Here is a 15,558-nt window from a genome sequence, read left to right as displayed (position 1 = left end):
AATCGCAGGCCGTCCGGGACGGCCCTCCCGGACGGCCTCGTGATCAGGAGCCGGTGCTGCCGAACTCGCGCTCCAGGGAGGCGATCTGGTTGGAACCGAGGCCACGCACGCGGCGGCTCTCGGAGATCCCGAGTCGCTCCATGATCTGCTTGGCGCGGACCTTGCCCACGCCCGGCAGGGACTCGAGCAGGGCGGAGACCTTCATCTTGCCGATGACGTCGTTTTCCTGGCCCTGCTTGATGACCTCGTGGAGAGAGGCGCCGGAGTGCTTGAGTCGATTCTTGACCTCGGCCCGCTCCCGGCGAGCCGCGGCGGCCTTTTCGAGCGCGGCTGCGCGCTGTTCAGGGGTAAGGGGCGGAAGAGCCACGCCTACGTCACCTCGGATGTCGAACTGTCGGATACGGACCGGTGAGGAACCTAGTCGCCCCACACCTGGGGAGCTACGAGCAACACGCTTGCCCGTTGACTCTGCTCGGAGACTAGCGGGCAAGTCCGCCGGAGTCAGCGAGAACAGCGGAAAAGTCCTGGTCAGCCTCCGTCAGGCCAGACATTTCAGACATATTGCCCTGGATTTGAGGATGTATTCACGATCGGGCGGTCGCCGAAGTGCTCGCCCGAGCAGTCGGCGGAGTCCCGTCGGAGCCCTCACCGACCTGCGACGACATCCCGGATCTCACCCGCGAACCGGTCCGCTGCCGCCCGCAGGGCCCCGACATCGGGACCGTGACGCAAAACACCTCGGCTCACGTTTGGAACCACGTTGCGCACCGAAGCCCCGAAGACCGCGGGAAGATCGGCCGCCGTCGCCCCCTGCGCGCCGACGCCCGGCGCGAGGAGCGGGCCGTTGATGTCGAGGTCGTACGACGACAGGTCGCCGACCGTGGCACCGACCACGGCGCCGAAGGAACCCAGCGGCTCCTCCCCCGCGTTCTCGGCGGCGAGATGGGCCAGGACGGTGGCGCCGACCGTGCGCCCGTCGGCACGCACCGCGTGCTGCACCTCGGGCCCCTCCGGGTTGGAGGTGAGCGCCAGCACGAACAGGCCGGCCCCGGTCTCCCGGGCCAGCGCGACGGCCGGGCTGAGCGAGCCGTAGCCGAGGTACGGGGAGACGGTCAGGGCGTCCGAGAACAGCGGGGCGTCCTTGCTCAGGAAGGCCTCCGCGTACCCGGCCATGGTCGAGCCGATGTCGCCGCGCTTGGCGTCCATCACGACCAGCGTCCCGGCCGCCCGCGCCTCCGCCACCACCCGCTCCAGGACGGCGATCCCGCGCGAGCCGAACCGCTCGAAGAACGCGCTCTGCGGCTTCATCACGGCGACCCGGTCGGCCACCGCCTCCACGACGGTACGGCTGAACCGCTCCAGGCCCGCCACGTCGGCGTTCAGACCCCACTCGGTGAGCAGTGAGGCGTGCGGGTCGATGCCGACGCACAGCGGACCGCGCTCGTCCATGACGCGGCGCAGCCGCGCGCCGAAGGGCTCCAACGGGCTCATACGGTCTTCCTCACGTCGGCGCCGACCGCGTCGGCGAGGGTGGCGTACGGGCTGGTGCGCAGGCGTGCCGCGAGGCCCTTGTGGACGGCACGGGCCCAGAAGGGGCCCTGGTAGATGAAGGCGCTGTAGCCCTGCACCAGCGTGGCACCGGCCAGGATCCGCTGCCAGGCGTCCTCGGCGTCCTCGATGCCGCCGACGCCCACCAGGGCGATCCGGTCGCCCACGCGCGCGTACAGCCGCCGCAGCACCTCCAGGGAGCGCGCCTTGAGCGGCGCCCCGGAGAGTCCTCCGGTCTCCTTCACCAGGGCGGGATCCGACCGCAGCCCGAGGCCCTCGCGGGCGATCGTCGTGTTGGTGGCGATGATCCCGTCGAGCCCCAGTTCCACGGCCAGGTCCGCGACGGCGTCGACGTCCTCGTCGGCGAGGTCCGGCGCGATCTTCACCAGCAGCGGCACCCGGCGGTTCGCCGACACGCGGTCGGCGGCCTCGCGCACGGCCGTCAGCAGCGGACGGAGGTGGTCGACGGCCTGGAGGTTGCGCAGGCCGGGCGTGTTCGGCGACGACACGTTCACGACCAGGTAGTCGGCGTACGGCGCGAGCCGCTCGGCGGACTTCACGTAGTCGCCGACGGCCTCGGCCTCCGGCACCACCTTGGTCTTGCCGATGTTGACGCCCACGACGGTCCTGAACACGGCCTCACGGGTCGCCAGCCGCGCTGCGACGGTCAACGAGCCGTCGTTGTTGAACCCCATCCGGTTGATCAGCGCCCGGTCCCCGACGAGCCGGAACAGCCGCTTCTTGGGATTACCGGGCTGCGCCTCCCCGGTCACGGTCCCGATCTCGACGTGGTCGAACCCCAGCATCGACATCCCGTCGATCGCCACGGCGTTCTTGTCGAACCCGGCGGCCAGCCCGAACGGCCCGTGCATCCGCAGTCCGAACGCCTCGGTGCGCAGTTCCTTGTAGCGGGGCGCGAGCGCGGCGGCGACGAACGTGCGCAGCACGGGGATCCGGGCGGCGAGCCGGATCCACCGGAAGGCGAGGTGGTGAGCGGCCTCGGGATCCATCCGCCGGAAGACGAGCTGAAAGAAGATCCTGTACATCGGTTGTCCTCATACGGAGGGGGGACGCCGTCTCCGGAGTCCCCCCTCAGTGGAGCGCCCCGACGGGGCGCGGGGAACTGCGCGACCGGCCACAACCGGCCCGCAGTCTCACTACGACCTTTCAGTCCCGAGCCGCGGTCAACCGCTCCGCATGCTCCTGGAGCGACCGCACCCCCACGTCCCCGTGGTTCAGCGCGTCAATGCCCTGCACAGCCGCCGCCAGCGCCTGCACGGTCGTCAGGCACGGCACCGACCGGGCCACCGCGGCCGTCCGGATCTCGTACCCGTCCAGGCGACCCCCCGTGCCGTACGGTGTGTTGACGATGAGGTCCACCTCGCCGTCGTGGACGAGCTGCACGATCGTCTTCTCGCCGTTGGGGCCGACCCCCTCCGACTGCTTGCGGACGACGGTCGCGTTGATGCCGTTGCGCTTGAGCACCTCGGCCGTGCCGGAGGTGGCCAGCAGCTCGAAGCCGTGGGCGACCAGCTCACGCGCCGGGAAGATCATGGAGCGCTTGTCGCGGTTGGCGACGGAGATGAACGCGCGGCCCTTGGTGGGCAGCGGCCCGTAAGCCCCGGCCTGCGACTTGGCGTACGCCGTGCCGAAGACCGAGTCGATGCCCATGACCTCGCCCGTGGAGCGCATCTCCGGGCCGAGGACGGTGTCCACGCCCCGCCCGTGGATGTCACGGAACCGCGACCACGGCATGACCGCCTCCTTCACGGAGATCGGCGCGTCGAACGGCAGCTCACCGCCGTCGCCGTGGGCCGGGAGCAGGCCCTCGGCGCGCAGTTCGGCGACGGTCGCGCCCAGCGAGATCCGGGCGGCGGCCTTCGCCAGCGGCACCGCGGTCGCCTTCGAGGTGAAGGGAACCGTGCGGGACGCGCGCGGGTTGGCTTCGAGGACGTAGAGGATGTCCCCGGCCATCGCGAACTGGATGTTGATCAGACCGCGTACGCCGACCCCGCGCGCGATGGCCTCGGTCGAGGCCCGCAGCCGCTTGATGTCGAAGCCGCCGAGCGTGATCGGCGGCAGGGCGCACGCCGAGTCGCCGGAGTGGATGCCGGCCTCCTCGATGTGCTCCATGACGCCACCGAGGTACAGCTCCTGGCCGTCGTAGAGCGCGTCCACGTCGATCTCGATGGCGTCGTCGAGGAACCGGTCGACGAGGACCGGCCGGGAGGGGCTGATCTCGGTCGACTCGGCGATGTAGGAGGCGAGGCGGGTCTCGTCGTAGACGATCTCCATGCCGCGCCCGCCGAGGACGTACGACGGCCGGACGAGGACCGGGTAGCCGATCTCGTCGGCGATGGCCTTGGCCTCGGCGAAGGTGGTCGCCGTGCCGTGCTTGGGGGCCGGCAGGCCCGCCTCGGCGAGGACCCGCCCGAAGGCGCCCCGGTCCTCGGCGGCGTGGATCGCCTCGGGGGACGTGCCGACGATCGGCACGCCGTTGTCCTTGAGCGCCTGGGACAGGCCCAGCGGGGTCTGGCCGCCCAGCTGCACGACCACGCCCGCGACCGGACCGGCCTGCTGCTCGGCGTGCACGATCTCCAGCACGTCCTCCAGCGTGAGCGGCTCGAAGTAGAGCCGGTCGGAGGTGTCGTAGTCGGTGGAGACGGTCTCCGGGTTGCAGTTGACCATCACCGTCTCGTAGCCGGCGTCGCTCAGCGCGAAGGACGCGTGCACGCACGAGTAGTCGAACTCGATGCCCTGGCCGATGCGGTTGGGCCCTGAGCCCAGGATGATGACGGCCGGCTTCTCGCGCGGCGCGACCTCGGTCTCCTCGTCGTAGGAGGAGTAGAAGTACGGCGTCTTCGCGGCGAACTCGGCGGCGCAGGTGTCGACCGTCTTGTAGACCGGGCGCACGCCCAGCGCGTGCCGGACCTCGCGGACGACGTCCTCGCGCAGGCCGCGGATCTCGGCGATCTGCTGGTCGGAGAAGCCGTGCCGCTTGGCGTCGGCGATCAGCTCGGCGCTCAGTTCCGGCGCCTCGGCCAGTTCGTCGGCAATCTCCTTGATCAGGAAGAGCTGGTCGACGAACCACGGGTCGATCTTCGTGAACTCGAAGACCTCCTCGGGCGTGGCGCCCGCGCGGATGGCCTGCATGACGGTGTTGATCCGGCCGTCGGTGGGCCGTACCGCCTCGTGCAGCAGCGTCTCCTTGTCGCCGGGCTCGCCGACGAAGGTGAACTGGCTGTCCTTCTTCTCCAGCGAGCGCAGCGCCTTCTGGAAGGCCTCCGGGAAGTTGCGGCCGATGGCCATCGCCTCGCCGACCGACTTCATGGTGGTGGTCAGCGTGGAGTCGGCGGACGGGAACTTCTCGAACGCGAATCGCGGAGCCTTGACGACCACATAGTCGAGCGTGGGCTCGAAGGAGGCCGGGGTCTCCTGCGTGATGTCGTTGGGGATCTCGTCGAGGGTGTAGCCGACAGCCAGCTTCGCGGCAATCTTCGCAATCGGGAAGCCGGTCGCCTTGGAGGCGAGCGCCGAGGACCGCGACACGCGCGGGTTCATCTCGATGACGATGACCCGGCCGTCCTCGGGGTTCACCGCGAACTGGATGTTGCAGCCGCCGGTGTCCACACCGACCTCGCGGATCACGGCGATGCCGATGTCGCGGAGGACCTGGTACTCGCGGTCGGTGAGGGTCATGGACGGCGCGACGGTGATCGAGTCACCCGTGTGCACGCCCATCGGGTCGAAGTTCTCGATGGAGCAGACGACCACGACGTTGTCGTGCTTGTCGCGCATCAGCTCCAGCTCGTACTCCTTCCAGCCGAGGATGGACTCCTCCAGGAGCACCTCGGTGGTCGGGGAGAGCGTGAGGCCCTGGCCGGCGATCCGGCGCAGCTCCTCCTCGTCGTGGGCGAAGCCGGAGCCGGCGCCGCCCATGGTGAAGGAGGGGCGGACGACGACCGGGTAGCCGCCCAGCTCGTCGACGCCCGCGAGGACGTCGTCCATGGAGTGGCAGATGACGGACCGGGCGGACTCGCCGTACCCGATCTTGCGGCGGACCTCCGCCACGACCTCCTTGAAGAGGTCGCGGTCCTCGCCCTTGTTGATGGCCTCGACGTTGGCGCCGATCAGTTCGACGCCGTACTTGGCGAGGACACCGTTCTCGTCGAGCGAGATCGCGGTGTTGAGCGCCGTCTGGCCGCCCAGGGTGGGCAGCAGCGCGTCCGGGCGCTCCTTGGCGATGATCTTCTCGACGAACTCGGGGGTGATCGGCTCGACGTAGGTCGCGTCGGCGATCTCCGGGTCGGTCATGATCGTCGCCGGGTTGGAGTTGACCAGGACGACCCGCAGGCCCTCGGCGCGCAGCACGCGGCAGGCCTGGGTGCCGGAGTAGTCGAACTCGGCGGCCTGGCCGATGACGATCGGGCCGGAGCCGATGACCAGGACGGACTGGATATCGGTGCGCTTAGGCACGCTGGCCCTCCATCAGGGAAACGAAGCGGTCGAACAGGTAGGCGGCGTCGTGCGGGCCTGCTGCCGCTTCGGGGTGGTACTGGACGGAGAAGGCCGGCTGGTCGAGCAGCTGCAGCCCCTCCACGACGTCGTCGTTGAGGCAGACGTGCGAGACCTCGGCGCGGCCGAACTTGGTCTCGCTGACCTGGTCGAGCGGCGCGTCGACGGCGAAGCCGTGGTTGTGCGCGGTGACCTCGACCTTGCCGGTCGTACGGTCCTGGACCGGCTGGTTGATGCCCCGGTGGCCGTACTTCAGCTTGTAGGTGCCGAAGCCGAGCGCGCGGCCGAGGATCTGGTTGCCGAAGCAGATGCCGAAGAGCGGGGTCCTCCGCGCCAGGACGGCGGACATCAGGGCCACCGGGCCGTCGGCCGTGGCCGGGTCGCCGGGGCCGTTGGAGAAGAACACGCCGTCCGGGGAGACGGCGTACACGTCGTCCTCGGTGGCGGTCGCGGGCAGCACGTGCACCTCGATGCCGCGCTCGGCCATCCGCTGCGGGGTCATGCCCTTGATGCCGAGGTCGACGGCGGCGACGGTGAACCGCTTCTCGCCGACCGCGGGGACGACGTACGCCTCCTTGGTGGCGACCTCCTCGTACAGCGAGGCACCCTTCATGTGCGGCTGGTCCTGCACGCGCGCGAGGAGCTCGGCGTCGGTGGCGATCGCCTCGCCGGAGAAGACGCCGGCGCGCATCGAGCCGCGCTCGCGGAGGTGGCGGGTGAGGGCGCGGGTGTCGATCCCGGAGATGCCGACCACGCCCTGCGCCACCAGTTCCGCGTCGAGCGAACGCTTGGCGCGCCAGTTGGAGGGCACGCGCGCGGGGTCGCGCACGACGTAGCCGGAGACCCAGATGCGGCTGGACTCGTCGTCCTCGTCGTTCCACCCCGTGTTGCCGATCTGGGGGGCGGTGGCGACCACGATCTGGCGGTCGTACGAGGGGTCGGTCAGGGTCTCCTGGTAGCCGGTCATGCCGGTGGAGAACACGGCCTCGCCGAAGGTCTCCCCCACGGCCCCGTAGGCGCGACCGCGGAAGATCCGGCCGTCCTCCAGGACGAGTACCGCGGGAACCCTGCCGGTTCCCCTTGTGGAGGTCGTCATCGTTCGGCGCCTTCCGTGCTGGGTGTCTTGATCATGGAGTTGATGGCGTCGACCCACTCGGTGTGCTCCGCCGCGTGGTCGGAGCGGAAACCGGAGTCGATCAGCTTGTCGCCGTGCGCCCAGGTCACCACGAGGAGTCCGCCCTCGGTGAGGACCTTGCCCGCGATGCCCTTGCCGAGCAGGGCCTCACGGAGCGCGTCGGCGGGGATGAAGAAGTCGGTCGCGCCCGGGCGTACGACGTCCAGGCCCGCGTCGGTCAGGGTGAGCTCGACCCGGCTGCGGGAGCCGAGGCCACGGGCCACGATGCGGTCCAGCCACTGCCCGGCGGTGGTGGAGCCGTGGTAGCGGCCACTCATCGTCAGTCTGGCCTCGCCGGGGTCGTCCGGCGCGGTGGGCAGCTCCGGGAGGTCGCCCTGGAGGGTGCCGCGCCACTTCCAGCCCTCGCGCATCAGCCAGTAGACGAGTGCGACGAACAGGGCGAGGCCGACCAGCCAGCCGATGCGGGCGGACCAGTCGGTGACCGCGGCCGACTTCTTCTCGTCGGCCAGCAGGATCAGAGGTGTCACGTCAGCTTCCCGTCCACGAGCGTCGCCTTGCCCCGCAGCCACGTGTGGGTGACACGGCCCGGCAGCTCGCGTCCCTCGTACGGGGTGTTGCGGCTGCGCGAGGCGAAGCCCGCGGGGTCCACCAGGCCACGGTATTCCGTGTCGACGAGGGCGAGGTTGGCGGGCTCGCCTGCCGAGACGGGACGGCCGTGACCGGCGGCCTGCCCGATCCGCGCGGGCTTGAAGGACATGCGGTCGGCGACGCCGGCCCAGGTCAGCAGGCCCGTGTCCACCATGGTCTCCTGGACCACGGACAGCGCGGTCTCCAGACCGACCATCCCCATGGCGGCGGCGGCCCACTCGCAGTCCTTGTCCTCGTGCGGGTGCGGGGCGTGGTCGGTGGCGACGATGTCGATCGTGCCGTCCGCGAGGGCCTCGCGCAGCGCGAGCACGTCGCGCTCGGTGCGCAGCGGCGGGTTGACCTTGTAGACCGGGTTGTACGACCGCACCAGCTCGTCGGTGAGGAGCAGGTGGTGCGGGGTGACCTCGGCGGTGACGTCGATGCCCCGGGACTTGGCCCAGCGCACGATCTCGACGGACCCGGCGGTCGAGAGGTGGCAGATGTGCACCCGCGACCCGACGTGCTCGGCGAGCAGCACATCGCGCGCGATGACCGACTCCTCGGCGACGGCCGGCCAGCCGCCCAGCCCCAGCTCGGCGGAGACGACGCCCTCGTTCATCTGGGCGCCCTCGGTCAGCCGGGGCTCCTGCGCGTGCTGGGCGACGACCCCGCCGAAGGCCTTCACGTACTCCAGCGCCCGGCGCATGATCACGGCGTCGTCGACGCACTTGCCGTCGTCGGAGAAGACGGTGACCCCGGCGGCCGACTCGTGCATGGCGCCCAGCTCGGCGAGCTTCCTGCCCTCCAGGCCGACGGTGACGGCGCCGATCGGCTGGACGTCGCAGTAGCCGTGCTCCCGGCCGAGCCGGTAGACCTGCTCGACGACGCCGGCCGTGTCGGCGACCGGGAAGGTGTTGGCCATGGCGAACACGGCCGTGTAGCCGCCGGAGGCCGCCGCGCGCGTGCCGGTCAGCACGGTCTCGGAGTCCTCGCGGCCGGGCTCGCGCAGGTGGGTGTGCAGGTCGACCAGGCCCGGCAGCAGCACCTTGCCGGCCGCCTCGACGACCTCGGCGCCCTCGGCGGACAGCCCGGAGCCCACCTCGGCGATCGTCTCGCCGTCGATCAGGACGTCCTGCGGCTCACCGCCGAGCACCTTCGCACCACGGATCAGGATCTTGCTCATGGGTCTTACTTCTCCTCGGTGGTGGTGGTGCGGGCGTGGCTGACGGCGGGTTCGTTGCCGCCGAGCAGGAGGTACAGAACGGCCATCCGGATGGAGACTCCGTTTGCGACCTGCTCGACCACGGTGCAGCGCTCGGAGTCGGCGACGTCGGCGGTGATCTCCATGCCGCGGACCATCGGACCGGGGTGCATCACGATGGCGTGCTCGGGCATCCTGGCCATGCGCTCGCCGTCGAGGCCGTAGCGCCGCGAGTACTCGCGCTCGGTCGGGAAGAAGGCCGCGTTCATGCGCTCGCGCTGCACGCGCAGCATCATCACCGCGTCGGACTTGGGCAGTACGGCGTCCAGGTCGTACGACACCTCGCAGGGCCAGCGCTCGACGCCGACCGGGACCAGGGTGGGCGGGGCGACCAGGGTGACCTCGGCGCCGAGGGTGTGCAGCAGGTCGACGTTGGACCGGGCGACCCGGCTGTGCAGGACGTCGCCGACGATCGTGATGCGCTTGCCGGCCAGGTCCTGCCCTATTCCGGCGTCCCGGCCGACCAGGCGGCGGCGCATGGTGAAGGCGTCCAGGAGGGCCTGGGTGGGGTGCTGGTGGGTGCCGTCGCCCGCGTTGATGACGGCCGCGTCGATCCAGCCGGAGTTGGCGAGGCGGTAGGGGGCTCCGGAGGCGCCGTGCCGGATGACGACGGCGTCGACACCCATCGCCTCCAGGGTCTGGGCGGTGTCCTTCAGGGACTCGCCCTTGGAGACGCTGGACCCCTTGGCGGTGAAGTTGATGACGTCGGCGGAGAGGCGCTTCTCGGCGGCCTCGAAGGAGATCCGGGTCCGGGTCGAGTCCTCGAAGAAGAGGTTGACGACGGTGCGACCGCGCAGGGTCGGCAGCTTCTTGATCGGCCGGTCGGCGACCCGGGCCATCTCCTCGGCGGTGTCGAGGATCAGGACGGCGTCGTCGCGGGTGAGGTCGGCGGCCGAGATGAGATGACGCTGCATCTGTCAGGCTCCGTAGGGCAGTTCACAAAGGGGGAGATTGCGGGCAGGCGTGGGCGCACCGGGGTGGTGCGGGCCCCGCGGCCTGCTAGGAGGTCGGCTTCGCGCCGAGCAGGACGGTGTCGCGACCGTCCTCCTCGGCGAGCAGGACCTTGACCGTCTCCCGCAGCGACGTGGGGAGGTTCTTGCCGACGTAGTCGGCACGGATGGGCAGTTCGCGGTGGCCGCGGTCGACGAGAACCGCGAGCTGGACCGCGCGGGGGCGCCCGATGTCGTTCAGGGCGTCGAGCGCGGCGCGGATGGTGCGGCCGGAGAAGAGCACGTCGTCGACGAGGATCACCAGCCTGCCGTCGATGCCGTCACCGGGGATGTCGGTGCGGGCCAGCGCACGCGGCGGGTGCATGCGCAGGTCGTCGCGGTACATGGTGATGTCGAGCGAACCGACGGGCATCTTGCGGTCGGTGATCTGCTCCAGCTTGGCGGCGAGCCGCTGGGCGAGGAAGACGCCGCGGGTCGGGATGCCGAGGAGCACCACGTCGTCGGCGCCCTTGGCGCGCTCGACGATCTCGTGGGCGATGCGGGTCAGCACCCGCGCGATGTCCGGGCCCTCGAGAACGGGCCGCGCATCGGAAGCCTGCGCCGCGGCGTCAGGCCCTTCCTGCTGGTTCTGCTTGTCCATACGAAACGGACCCCCTTCTCCGCCTCACGGGACGGACTTTAAAGGACGTCGGATTTGCGCCATCAACGGTAGCAGGTGGCGAAGAGGCCCCTGATCACCCCCCTGGCGTAATCGGTCATCGTCACCACGGAAGAGTCGGTGCGGACCATTCGGCTTGACGCAGCAGAGTAACGCTGCGTAACCTCACAGTGAGTTACCAGCCGCGCGGCGGGAACCAAGGCCGGCCGCGTCGACACAGTGTCCGGGGAGCTATATGTCCAGCGAATACGCCAAACAGCTCGGGGCCAAGCTCCGGGCCATCCGCACCCAGCAGGGCCTTTCCCTCCACGGTGTCGAGGAGAAGTCCCAGGGTCGCTGGAAGGCCGTGGTGGTCGGTTCGTACGAGCGCGGCGACCGTGCCGTGACCGTACAGCGCCTTGCAGAGTTGGCGGATTTCTACGGGGTCCCGGTGCAGGAGCTGCTGCCCGGCACGACTCCCGGCGGTGCCGCCGAGCCCCCGCCGAAGCTGGTCCTCGACCTGGAGCGGCTGGCCAACGTGCCGGCCGAGAAGGCGGGACCGCTGCAGCGCTACGCGGCGACGATCCAGTCCCAGCGCGGTGACTACAACGGCAAGGTGCTGTCGATCCGCCAGGACGACCTGCGCACCCTGGCCGTCATCTACGACCAATCCCCCTCGGTCCTCACCGAGCAGCTGATCAGCTGGGGCGTCCTGGACGCGGACGCCCGCCGCGCGGTGGCCACCCACGAAGAGGCCTGAGACACGGGACATACTGCGCAGAAACGTCTCTACAAGGGGCGGAGCCAAGGGGCTCCGCCCCTGCTGCGTTCCACGCCCGCGGTGACCGCAAGCCCCAGGGTCACGTGACCGCACGCCCTAAGGCCGTTTCAACAGCACGCCCTACGGCCGCGGTGACGGCACCACGGCCGACGCCCGTCCCCGCGAATCCCTCACCCCGCACCCCCGTCTGTGCCACGATCCTGTGAGCTGCACCGATGACGGAGTGGGGGGACTTCATGGCGGTGAGTGACGAGCGGGACGAGGTGCTGGACGCCCTGATCGGTCTCGTGCGGGACGTCCACGCGGGCCATCTCGGCGAGGACGCCGCGGATCAGTACATACGGTCCGCCCCGTGGCAGGTGGACGAGGAGCAGGTGCTCCACCTCGTCGGGTTCGGTCTGCACCGGGTCCGGGACGGGGCCACGGTCATGGGCTATCTGATGGCCCGGCTGCTCATGGCGCTCTCCGAGGAGCGCTGGGGCCGGGGCATGTCCTCCCCGTGGTGGCAGGCGGCCGACCTGCTGGTCGAGGCCGTACGGCTGGACCTGGTGGAACGCCCGAGCGGCCGTCGGCTGCGCCTCGCCTGCGCGGTCGCCGACGAGCAGTTGGAGACCCTCCGGCAGGCACGCGAGCTGGACGAACTGGCCGAGACCATGTACGCGGCGGGCATCCTCCGGGTCCATCCGCACATCGCGGCGCCCGCACTGGACGACGGCCTGGCCATCCGGGACCGGCAGCTCCGCGGCCAGGTGCGCGGCCGGATGTTCGGCGCCGGTTCCGCCGGACCGGACCCGGACTCCCTCGACGCGCTGCCGCACCCCGTGGACGCCGCGCTGGAGGCGCTGCCCTACCTCTACGGCGCGGCCGGTCTGAGCGAAGGACACCAGCGGGCCCGCTGTCTGAACGCCGTGAACGAGGCGCTGGCCATCCTCATGGACGACTCCGAGGCCGGGGACTGGGTGACGGATTCCTGGCTGGCGAACAGCCGGAGCGCCGCGGCCCTGATCGACCCGGTCCGCGATCCGGTGAACGCGATCCGGCTGCGGCGGATCCTCGCCATCTACGACGGCCGCCTCGGCCCCGACTCGCTCCAGGAGCTGCTGCCGAAGCCGCTGCCCGAACTGGTGCGGCTGCTGGGCGAACGGGAGACCTGGGGCGTGATGCACCAGGCCCTGCCGTTGCTGCGGGAGACCGGCCGCCGCGATCTGCTGCGGGAGCTGCTGGCCGCCGTCCACGCCGAGCTGCCCGTGCCCAGGGACCGGTCGGGGCTGTGGGAGGTGTGGCAGAGCCATCTCCACGCACTGCCCGGCGACCCGGCGCCCTGCCCCGCCGAGGACACCGAGGCGGAGATCAAGCGCGCCTTCCGCGACGCGCTCACGCCGGAGCACCAGGGGACCGCGACCCTCCTGTACCTGGCGGCCCACCTGCACCAGAGCGGCGCCGCCCGCGCCACCTGCGCCCTGCTGGACGCGCTGCCCGACTACCTGCCGGACGCGGGACCCCAGGTCGCGAGGGCCGTCCGATGCCTGCTGGGCAGCGCCTCCGCCGCGGCCGCGGCCGAGCACCAGCGGGCGGGAGAGCTCTTCGAGGCGATCGACCGGCACGCGACCGCCGCGCGCCACTACTCCGCCCTCGGTTTGCAAAGCCTGGTCCTGCGCGAGATGGAACTGATGGTCGACTGCGCCGACGCGGGCGGCACGGACGAGGTGACCCGCGCGGTTGTCGCGCTGCGCGTGGGGATCGCACCGCGGCTGGAGGCCGGGCTCGACGAGCCCGCCGCCTTCGCCCTCGTCGCGGCGGCCCAGAAGCTCGGCAGCCGCACCACCGAGGGACGGCAGTCGGGGGCCGCGATGCTGATGCTGCACGAGGCCGCCAAGGGAGTCGACTTCTCGCGCGCGCTGGAGACCCCCGGACCGCGGCGTCCTCTCCCGCAACTGACGGAACGACGGGAGCGGATCGAGGAGTTGGCGAGCCGGCTCGGCGAGGCCGCGCCGCCGCGGCTCAGCGAGGTCGGCGAGGACCTGGAGATGCTCAGCTACGCGGGCACCCAGGAACACGCGGCCGGCGACACCGAGCACGAGAAGCTCGGCAATCTACGGCGCTCCTTCGACCGCGACCTCTCCGGCAGTCTGTACCCGCCGGCCCCGGCCGAGACCCCCTCCGCGTACCCGGACCTGGACGACGTCGTCGCCGCCCTGCCCGACGAGACCGTGCTGGTCTCGCTGTGGATCGCCCAGCAGCCGCGCGCCATCGAGCCGGCCGGGCCGGACGGCCAGCCCGCCGCCGCGCTGCATCTGCTCACGGTCACCTCGCAGGGCATCCAGGACATCCGGGTGCAGCCGTTCGCCGGGATGCCCGGTGCGGTGCTGCAGCTGAGCAGGGACGGCTACCGGCAGACCATGCATCCCTTCGCGTACGAGGTGGCCTCCGCGCGCTCGGTCGCCCGCGCCGACCCGCTGCACCGGGAGGTCACCCGCGTCGGCGAGGAGGAACTGGACTTCGGCTCCTTCTTCGGCAACCTGGACAGCGTGCTGGCCCGTCTGCATTCCGAGGGCAGACGCCACCTCTGCTTCTGGGCCCACGGCCCCTTCCACTACCTGCCGTTCCCGCTGTTGCGGCGGGCGGGGCGACCGCTGGCGGACGACTGGACCGTGACCACGGTGCCGAGCCCGGTCTGCGTCACCGGGCCCCGGACCCCCGCGACGCCCTCGGGTACCGGACTGGTGTCACTGGGCGCGGCGCTGGGCGGCACGCCCTGGGGTCTGCGCGGGGAGCCGGTGCTGGACGAGCACGCGGCGGCGGTGGCCGCGGTCGCCGACGGGATCACCCTGGTCGGCCCGGACGCCACCCCGGCGGCCTTCCTGAGCCGTGCCGAGGGCGCCCGCTATGTGCATGTCGCCGCGCACGGCGCGCACAGCCAGGACGCCTCCTGGTTCCAGTGCCTGTACCTCAATCCGCCCGAGGGCGGCGGGGACGGGCGGCTGTTCGGGCACGAGGTGCTCCTCCACGACCTGCGGGGCGTGGACCTGGTCACGCTGGCCGCCTGCGAGTCGGCGCTCGGCCGGTTCGACCTCGCCGACAATCCGCGTGGGCTGCCCACCGCCTTCCTGCTGGCCGGGGCACGGGCCGTGGTCGGCTGCCTGTGGCCGGTCCGCACCCCCACGGCCACCCGCTTCTTCGGCGAGCTGTACACGCGTCTCGCGGACCACCAGGACACCCTGCGCGCGTTCCGGGAGGCCCAGACGGCCACCCGTGCCCGCTTCCCCCAGTACCGCGACTGGGGCGCCTTGACCTACCACGGCGGCTGGCTCCGCCCCGACCGGAGGAACCCCTGATGACTCTCGAACTGCCGCCGCTGCGCACGTACGACGTCGACCTGGTCGTGCCCGCCACCCTGCAGGGCAACACCACCGAGGAGCGCATCAGCCGACGACTGACCGTCACCGAGCCGTACGTCACCCGGCTCACGCTCGCGCAACTGCACGAGCTGGGCGTGAATCCGACCCTGCTGTCGGCGTCGGTACCCGACGACGACTACTTCCTGCTGGCGTTCAGCTGCGCGTTCCGGCCGGACTCCGGCGGCGATTCCGCGCCGTTCAAGGACGCGAACATCGGGATCATGCTCGACGCGCCCGGCAGCCCGAAGCCGCCGGTCGCACTGGCCCTGTCCCCCGACACCGCGAGCGTGACGAGTGGGAACAGTAGCTTCCGGATCGCCCTGTCCGTACCGCTCGGCGTGGCGGAGCCGTCCGTGGAATATACGGCCGAGGGGCCGAGGGAGGAGCGGTACATCACCGCGTACGGCCTCGGCGGCAACAACCCCGAGTGGCAGTTCCAGGAGCAGCCGGGGCGCCCGCTCGCCGGGGACATGCTGCTCGCGGTGGTGGTGTGCGTGCCGGCCGGGGTTCCCGTGGTCGCAGAGGTCGTCGTGGCGGCCTCGCTGCGGAAGTGGCGGATCCTGCGCAGCCGGGCCGAGCTGCCGCCGCGGCTGCACAGGATCGATCTGGCGGCACGCGCGCCCCGTGCGCTGCCCGGCGGTCCGGCGGCCGGGGCACTGCCCCGGGGAGCCGGTCAGTAGACGCGAAGGGCCCGTGGACGGATCCA

The 15,558-nt window shown here is 71.2% G+C and carries 12 protein-coding genes; 3 read left to right on the top strand and 9 right to left on the bottom strand.

Annotated elements, in window-relative coordinates; translation table 11 throughout:
• Positions 1-43: 43 nt before the first annotated feature.
• The 9 genes from AB0D74_RS14025 to pyrR form a co-directional block, all read right to left on the bottom strand.
• Positions 44-367, bottom strand: a complete 324-nt coding sequence (locus AB0D74_RS14025; RefSeq protein WP_003977346.1) for an integration host factor — start codon at positions 365-367, stop codon at positions 44-46.
• A 278-nt stretch (positions 368-645) separates the two neighbouring features.
• Positions 646-1,491, bottom strand: coding sequence for an orotidine-5'-phosphate decarboxylase (gene pyrF, locus AB0D74_RS14020; protein ID WP_362584814.1), 846 nt, complete (start codon positions 1,489-1,491; stop codon positions 646-648).
• On the bottom strand, positions 1,488-2,594 hold the full coding sequence (locus AB0D74_RS14015; RefSeq protein ID WP_362584811.1) for a quinone-dependent dihydroorotate dehydrogenase: 1,107 nt from the start codon (positions 2,592-2,594) through the stop codon (positions 1,488-1,490). The genes pyrF and AB0D74_RS14015 overlap by 4 nt, the downstream gene beginning before the upstream one ends.
• Before the next feature lie 121 nt (positions 2,595-2,715).
• Positions 2,716-6,024 carry a carbamoyl-phosphate synthase large subunit gene (gene carB / locus AB0D74_RS14010; RefSeq protein ID WP_362584808.1) on the bottom strand — a complete coding sequence of 1,103 codons (3,309 nt, stop codon included), beginning with the start codon at positions 6,022-6,024 and terminating at the stop codon, positions 2,716-2,718.
• Positions 6,017-7,159 (bottom strand): glutamine-hydrolyzing carbamoyl-phosphate synthase small subunit, encoded by a 1,143-nt coding sequence (carA, locus tag AB0D74_RS14005; RefSeq protein WP_362584804.1) that lies wholly within the window; start codon positions 7,157-7,159, stop codon positions 6,017-6,019. Before carA ends, carB begins: the two co-directional genes overlap by 8 nt.
• Positions 7,156-7,725, bottom strand: a complete 570-nt coding sequence (locus AB0D74_RS14000) for a hypothetical protein (protein ID WP_362584801.1) — start codon at positions 7,723-7,725, stop codon at positions 7,156-7,158. The genes carA and AB0D74_RS14000 overlap by 4 nt, the downstream gene beginning before the upstream one ends.
• A complete protein-coding gene (locus AB0D74_RS13995) occupies positions 7,722-9,008 on the bottom strand; it encodes a dihydroorotase (protein ID WP_362584798.1) in 1,287 nt (428 codons plus the stop codon). Before AB0D74_RS13995 ends, AB0D74_RS14000 begins: the two co-directional genes overlap by 4 nt.
• Positions 9,009-9,013: 5 nt before the next feature.
• Positions 9,014-10,000, bottom strand: a complete 987-nt coding sequence (locus tag AB0D74_RS13990; RefSeq protein WP_362584795.1) for an aspartate carbamoyltransferase catalytic subunit — start codon at positions 9,998-10,000, stop codon at positions 9,014-9,016.
• Positions 10,001-10,085: 85 nt separating this feature from the next.
• Positions 10,086-10,676 carry a bifunctional pyr operon transcriptional regulator/uracil phosphoribosyltransferase PyrR gene (gene pyrR, locus AB0D74_RS13985; RefSeq protein ID WP_362584792.1) on the bottom strand — a complete coding sequence of 197 codons (591 nt, stop codon included), beginning with the start codon at positions 10,674-10,676 and terminating at the stop codon, positions 10,086-10,088.
• Between the two features lie 253 nt (positions 10,677-10,929).
• Between pyrR and bldD the strand changes: the two genes are divergently transcribed.
• The 3 genes from bldD (at position 10,930) to AB0D74_RS13970 (ending at position 15,532) form a co-directional block, all read left to right on the top strand.
• Positions 10,930-11,433, top strand: coding sequence for a transcriptional regulator BldD (bldD, locus tag AB0D74_RS13980; protein ID WP_293993121.1), 504 nt, complete (start codon positions 10,930-10,932; stop codon positions 11,431-11,433).
• A gap of 236 nt (positions 11,434-11,669) precedes the next feature.
• Positions 11,670-14,789, top strand: coding sequence for a CHAT domain-containing protein (locus tag AB0D74_RS13975; RefSeq protein ID WP_362584788.1), 3,120 nt, complete (start codon positions 11,670-11,672; stop codon positions 14,787-14,789).
• Positions 14,789-15,532 carry a hypothetical protein gene (locus tag AB0D74_RS13970; RefSeq protein WP_362584785.1) on the top strand — a complete coding sequence of 248 codons (744 nt, stop codon included), beginning with the start codon at positions 14,789-14,791 and terminating at the stop codon, positions 15,530-15,532. Before AB0D74_RS13975 ends, AB0D74_RS13970 begins: the two co-directional genes overlap by 1 nt.
• Positions 15,533-15,558: the final 26 nt, after the last annotated feature.

Origin of the sequence: Streptomyces sp. NPDC048278, from assembly GCF_040652195.1 — a bacterium.
GTDB lineage: Bacteria > Actinomycetota > Actinomycetes > Streptomycetales > Streptomycetaceae > Streptomyces.
This window is presented reverse-complemented; position numbering and strand designations above follow the sequence as displayed.

Bases quoted from the DNA above. Each gene is read 5' to 3' on its own strand.
- pyrF (WP_362584814.1), bottom strand. From the start codon at position 1,491: ATGAGCCCGTTGGAGCCCTTCGGCGCGCGGCTGCGCCGCGTCATGGAC.
- AB0D74_RS13995 (WP_362584798.1), bottom strand. From the start codon at position 9,008: ATGAGCAAGATCCTGATCCGTGGTGCGAAGGTGCTCGGCGGTGAGCCG.
- AB0D74_RS13970 (WP_362584785.1), top strand. From the start codon at position 14,789: ATGACTCTCGAACTGCCGCCGCTGCGCACGTACGACGTCGACCTGGTC.
- bldD (WP_293993121.1), top strand. From the start codon at position 10,930: ATGTCCAGCGAATACGCCAAACAGCTCGGGGCCAAGCTCCGGGCCATC.
- pyrR (WP_362584792.1), bottom strand. From the start codon at position 10,676: ATGGACAAGCAGAACCAGCAGGAAGGGCCTGACGCCGCGGCGCAGGCT.
- AB0D74_RS14015 (WP_362584811.1), bottom strand. From the start codon at position 2,594: ATGTACAGGATCTTCTTTCAGCTCGTCTTCCGGCGGATGGATCCCGAG.
- AB0D74_RS13975 (WP_362584788.1), top strand. From the start codon at position 11,670: ATGACGGAGTGGGGGGACTTCATGGCGGTGAGTGACGAGCGGGACGAG.
- carA (WP_362584804.1), bottom strand. From the start codon at position 7,159: ATGACGACCTCCACAAGGGGAACCGGCAGGGTTCCCGCGGTACTCGTC.
- AB0D74_RS13990 (WP_362584795.1), bottom strand. From the start codon at position 10,000: ATGCAGCGTCATCTCATCTCGGCCGCCGACCTCACCCGCGACGACGCC.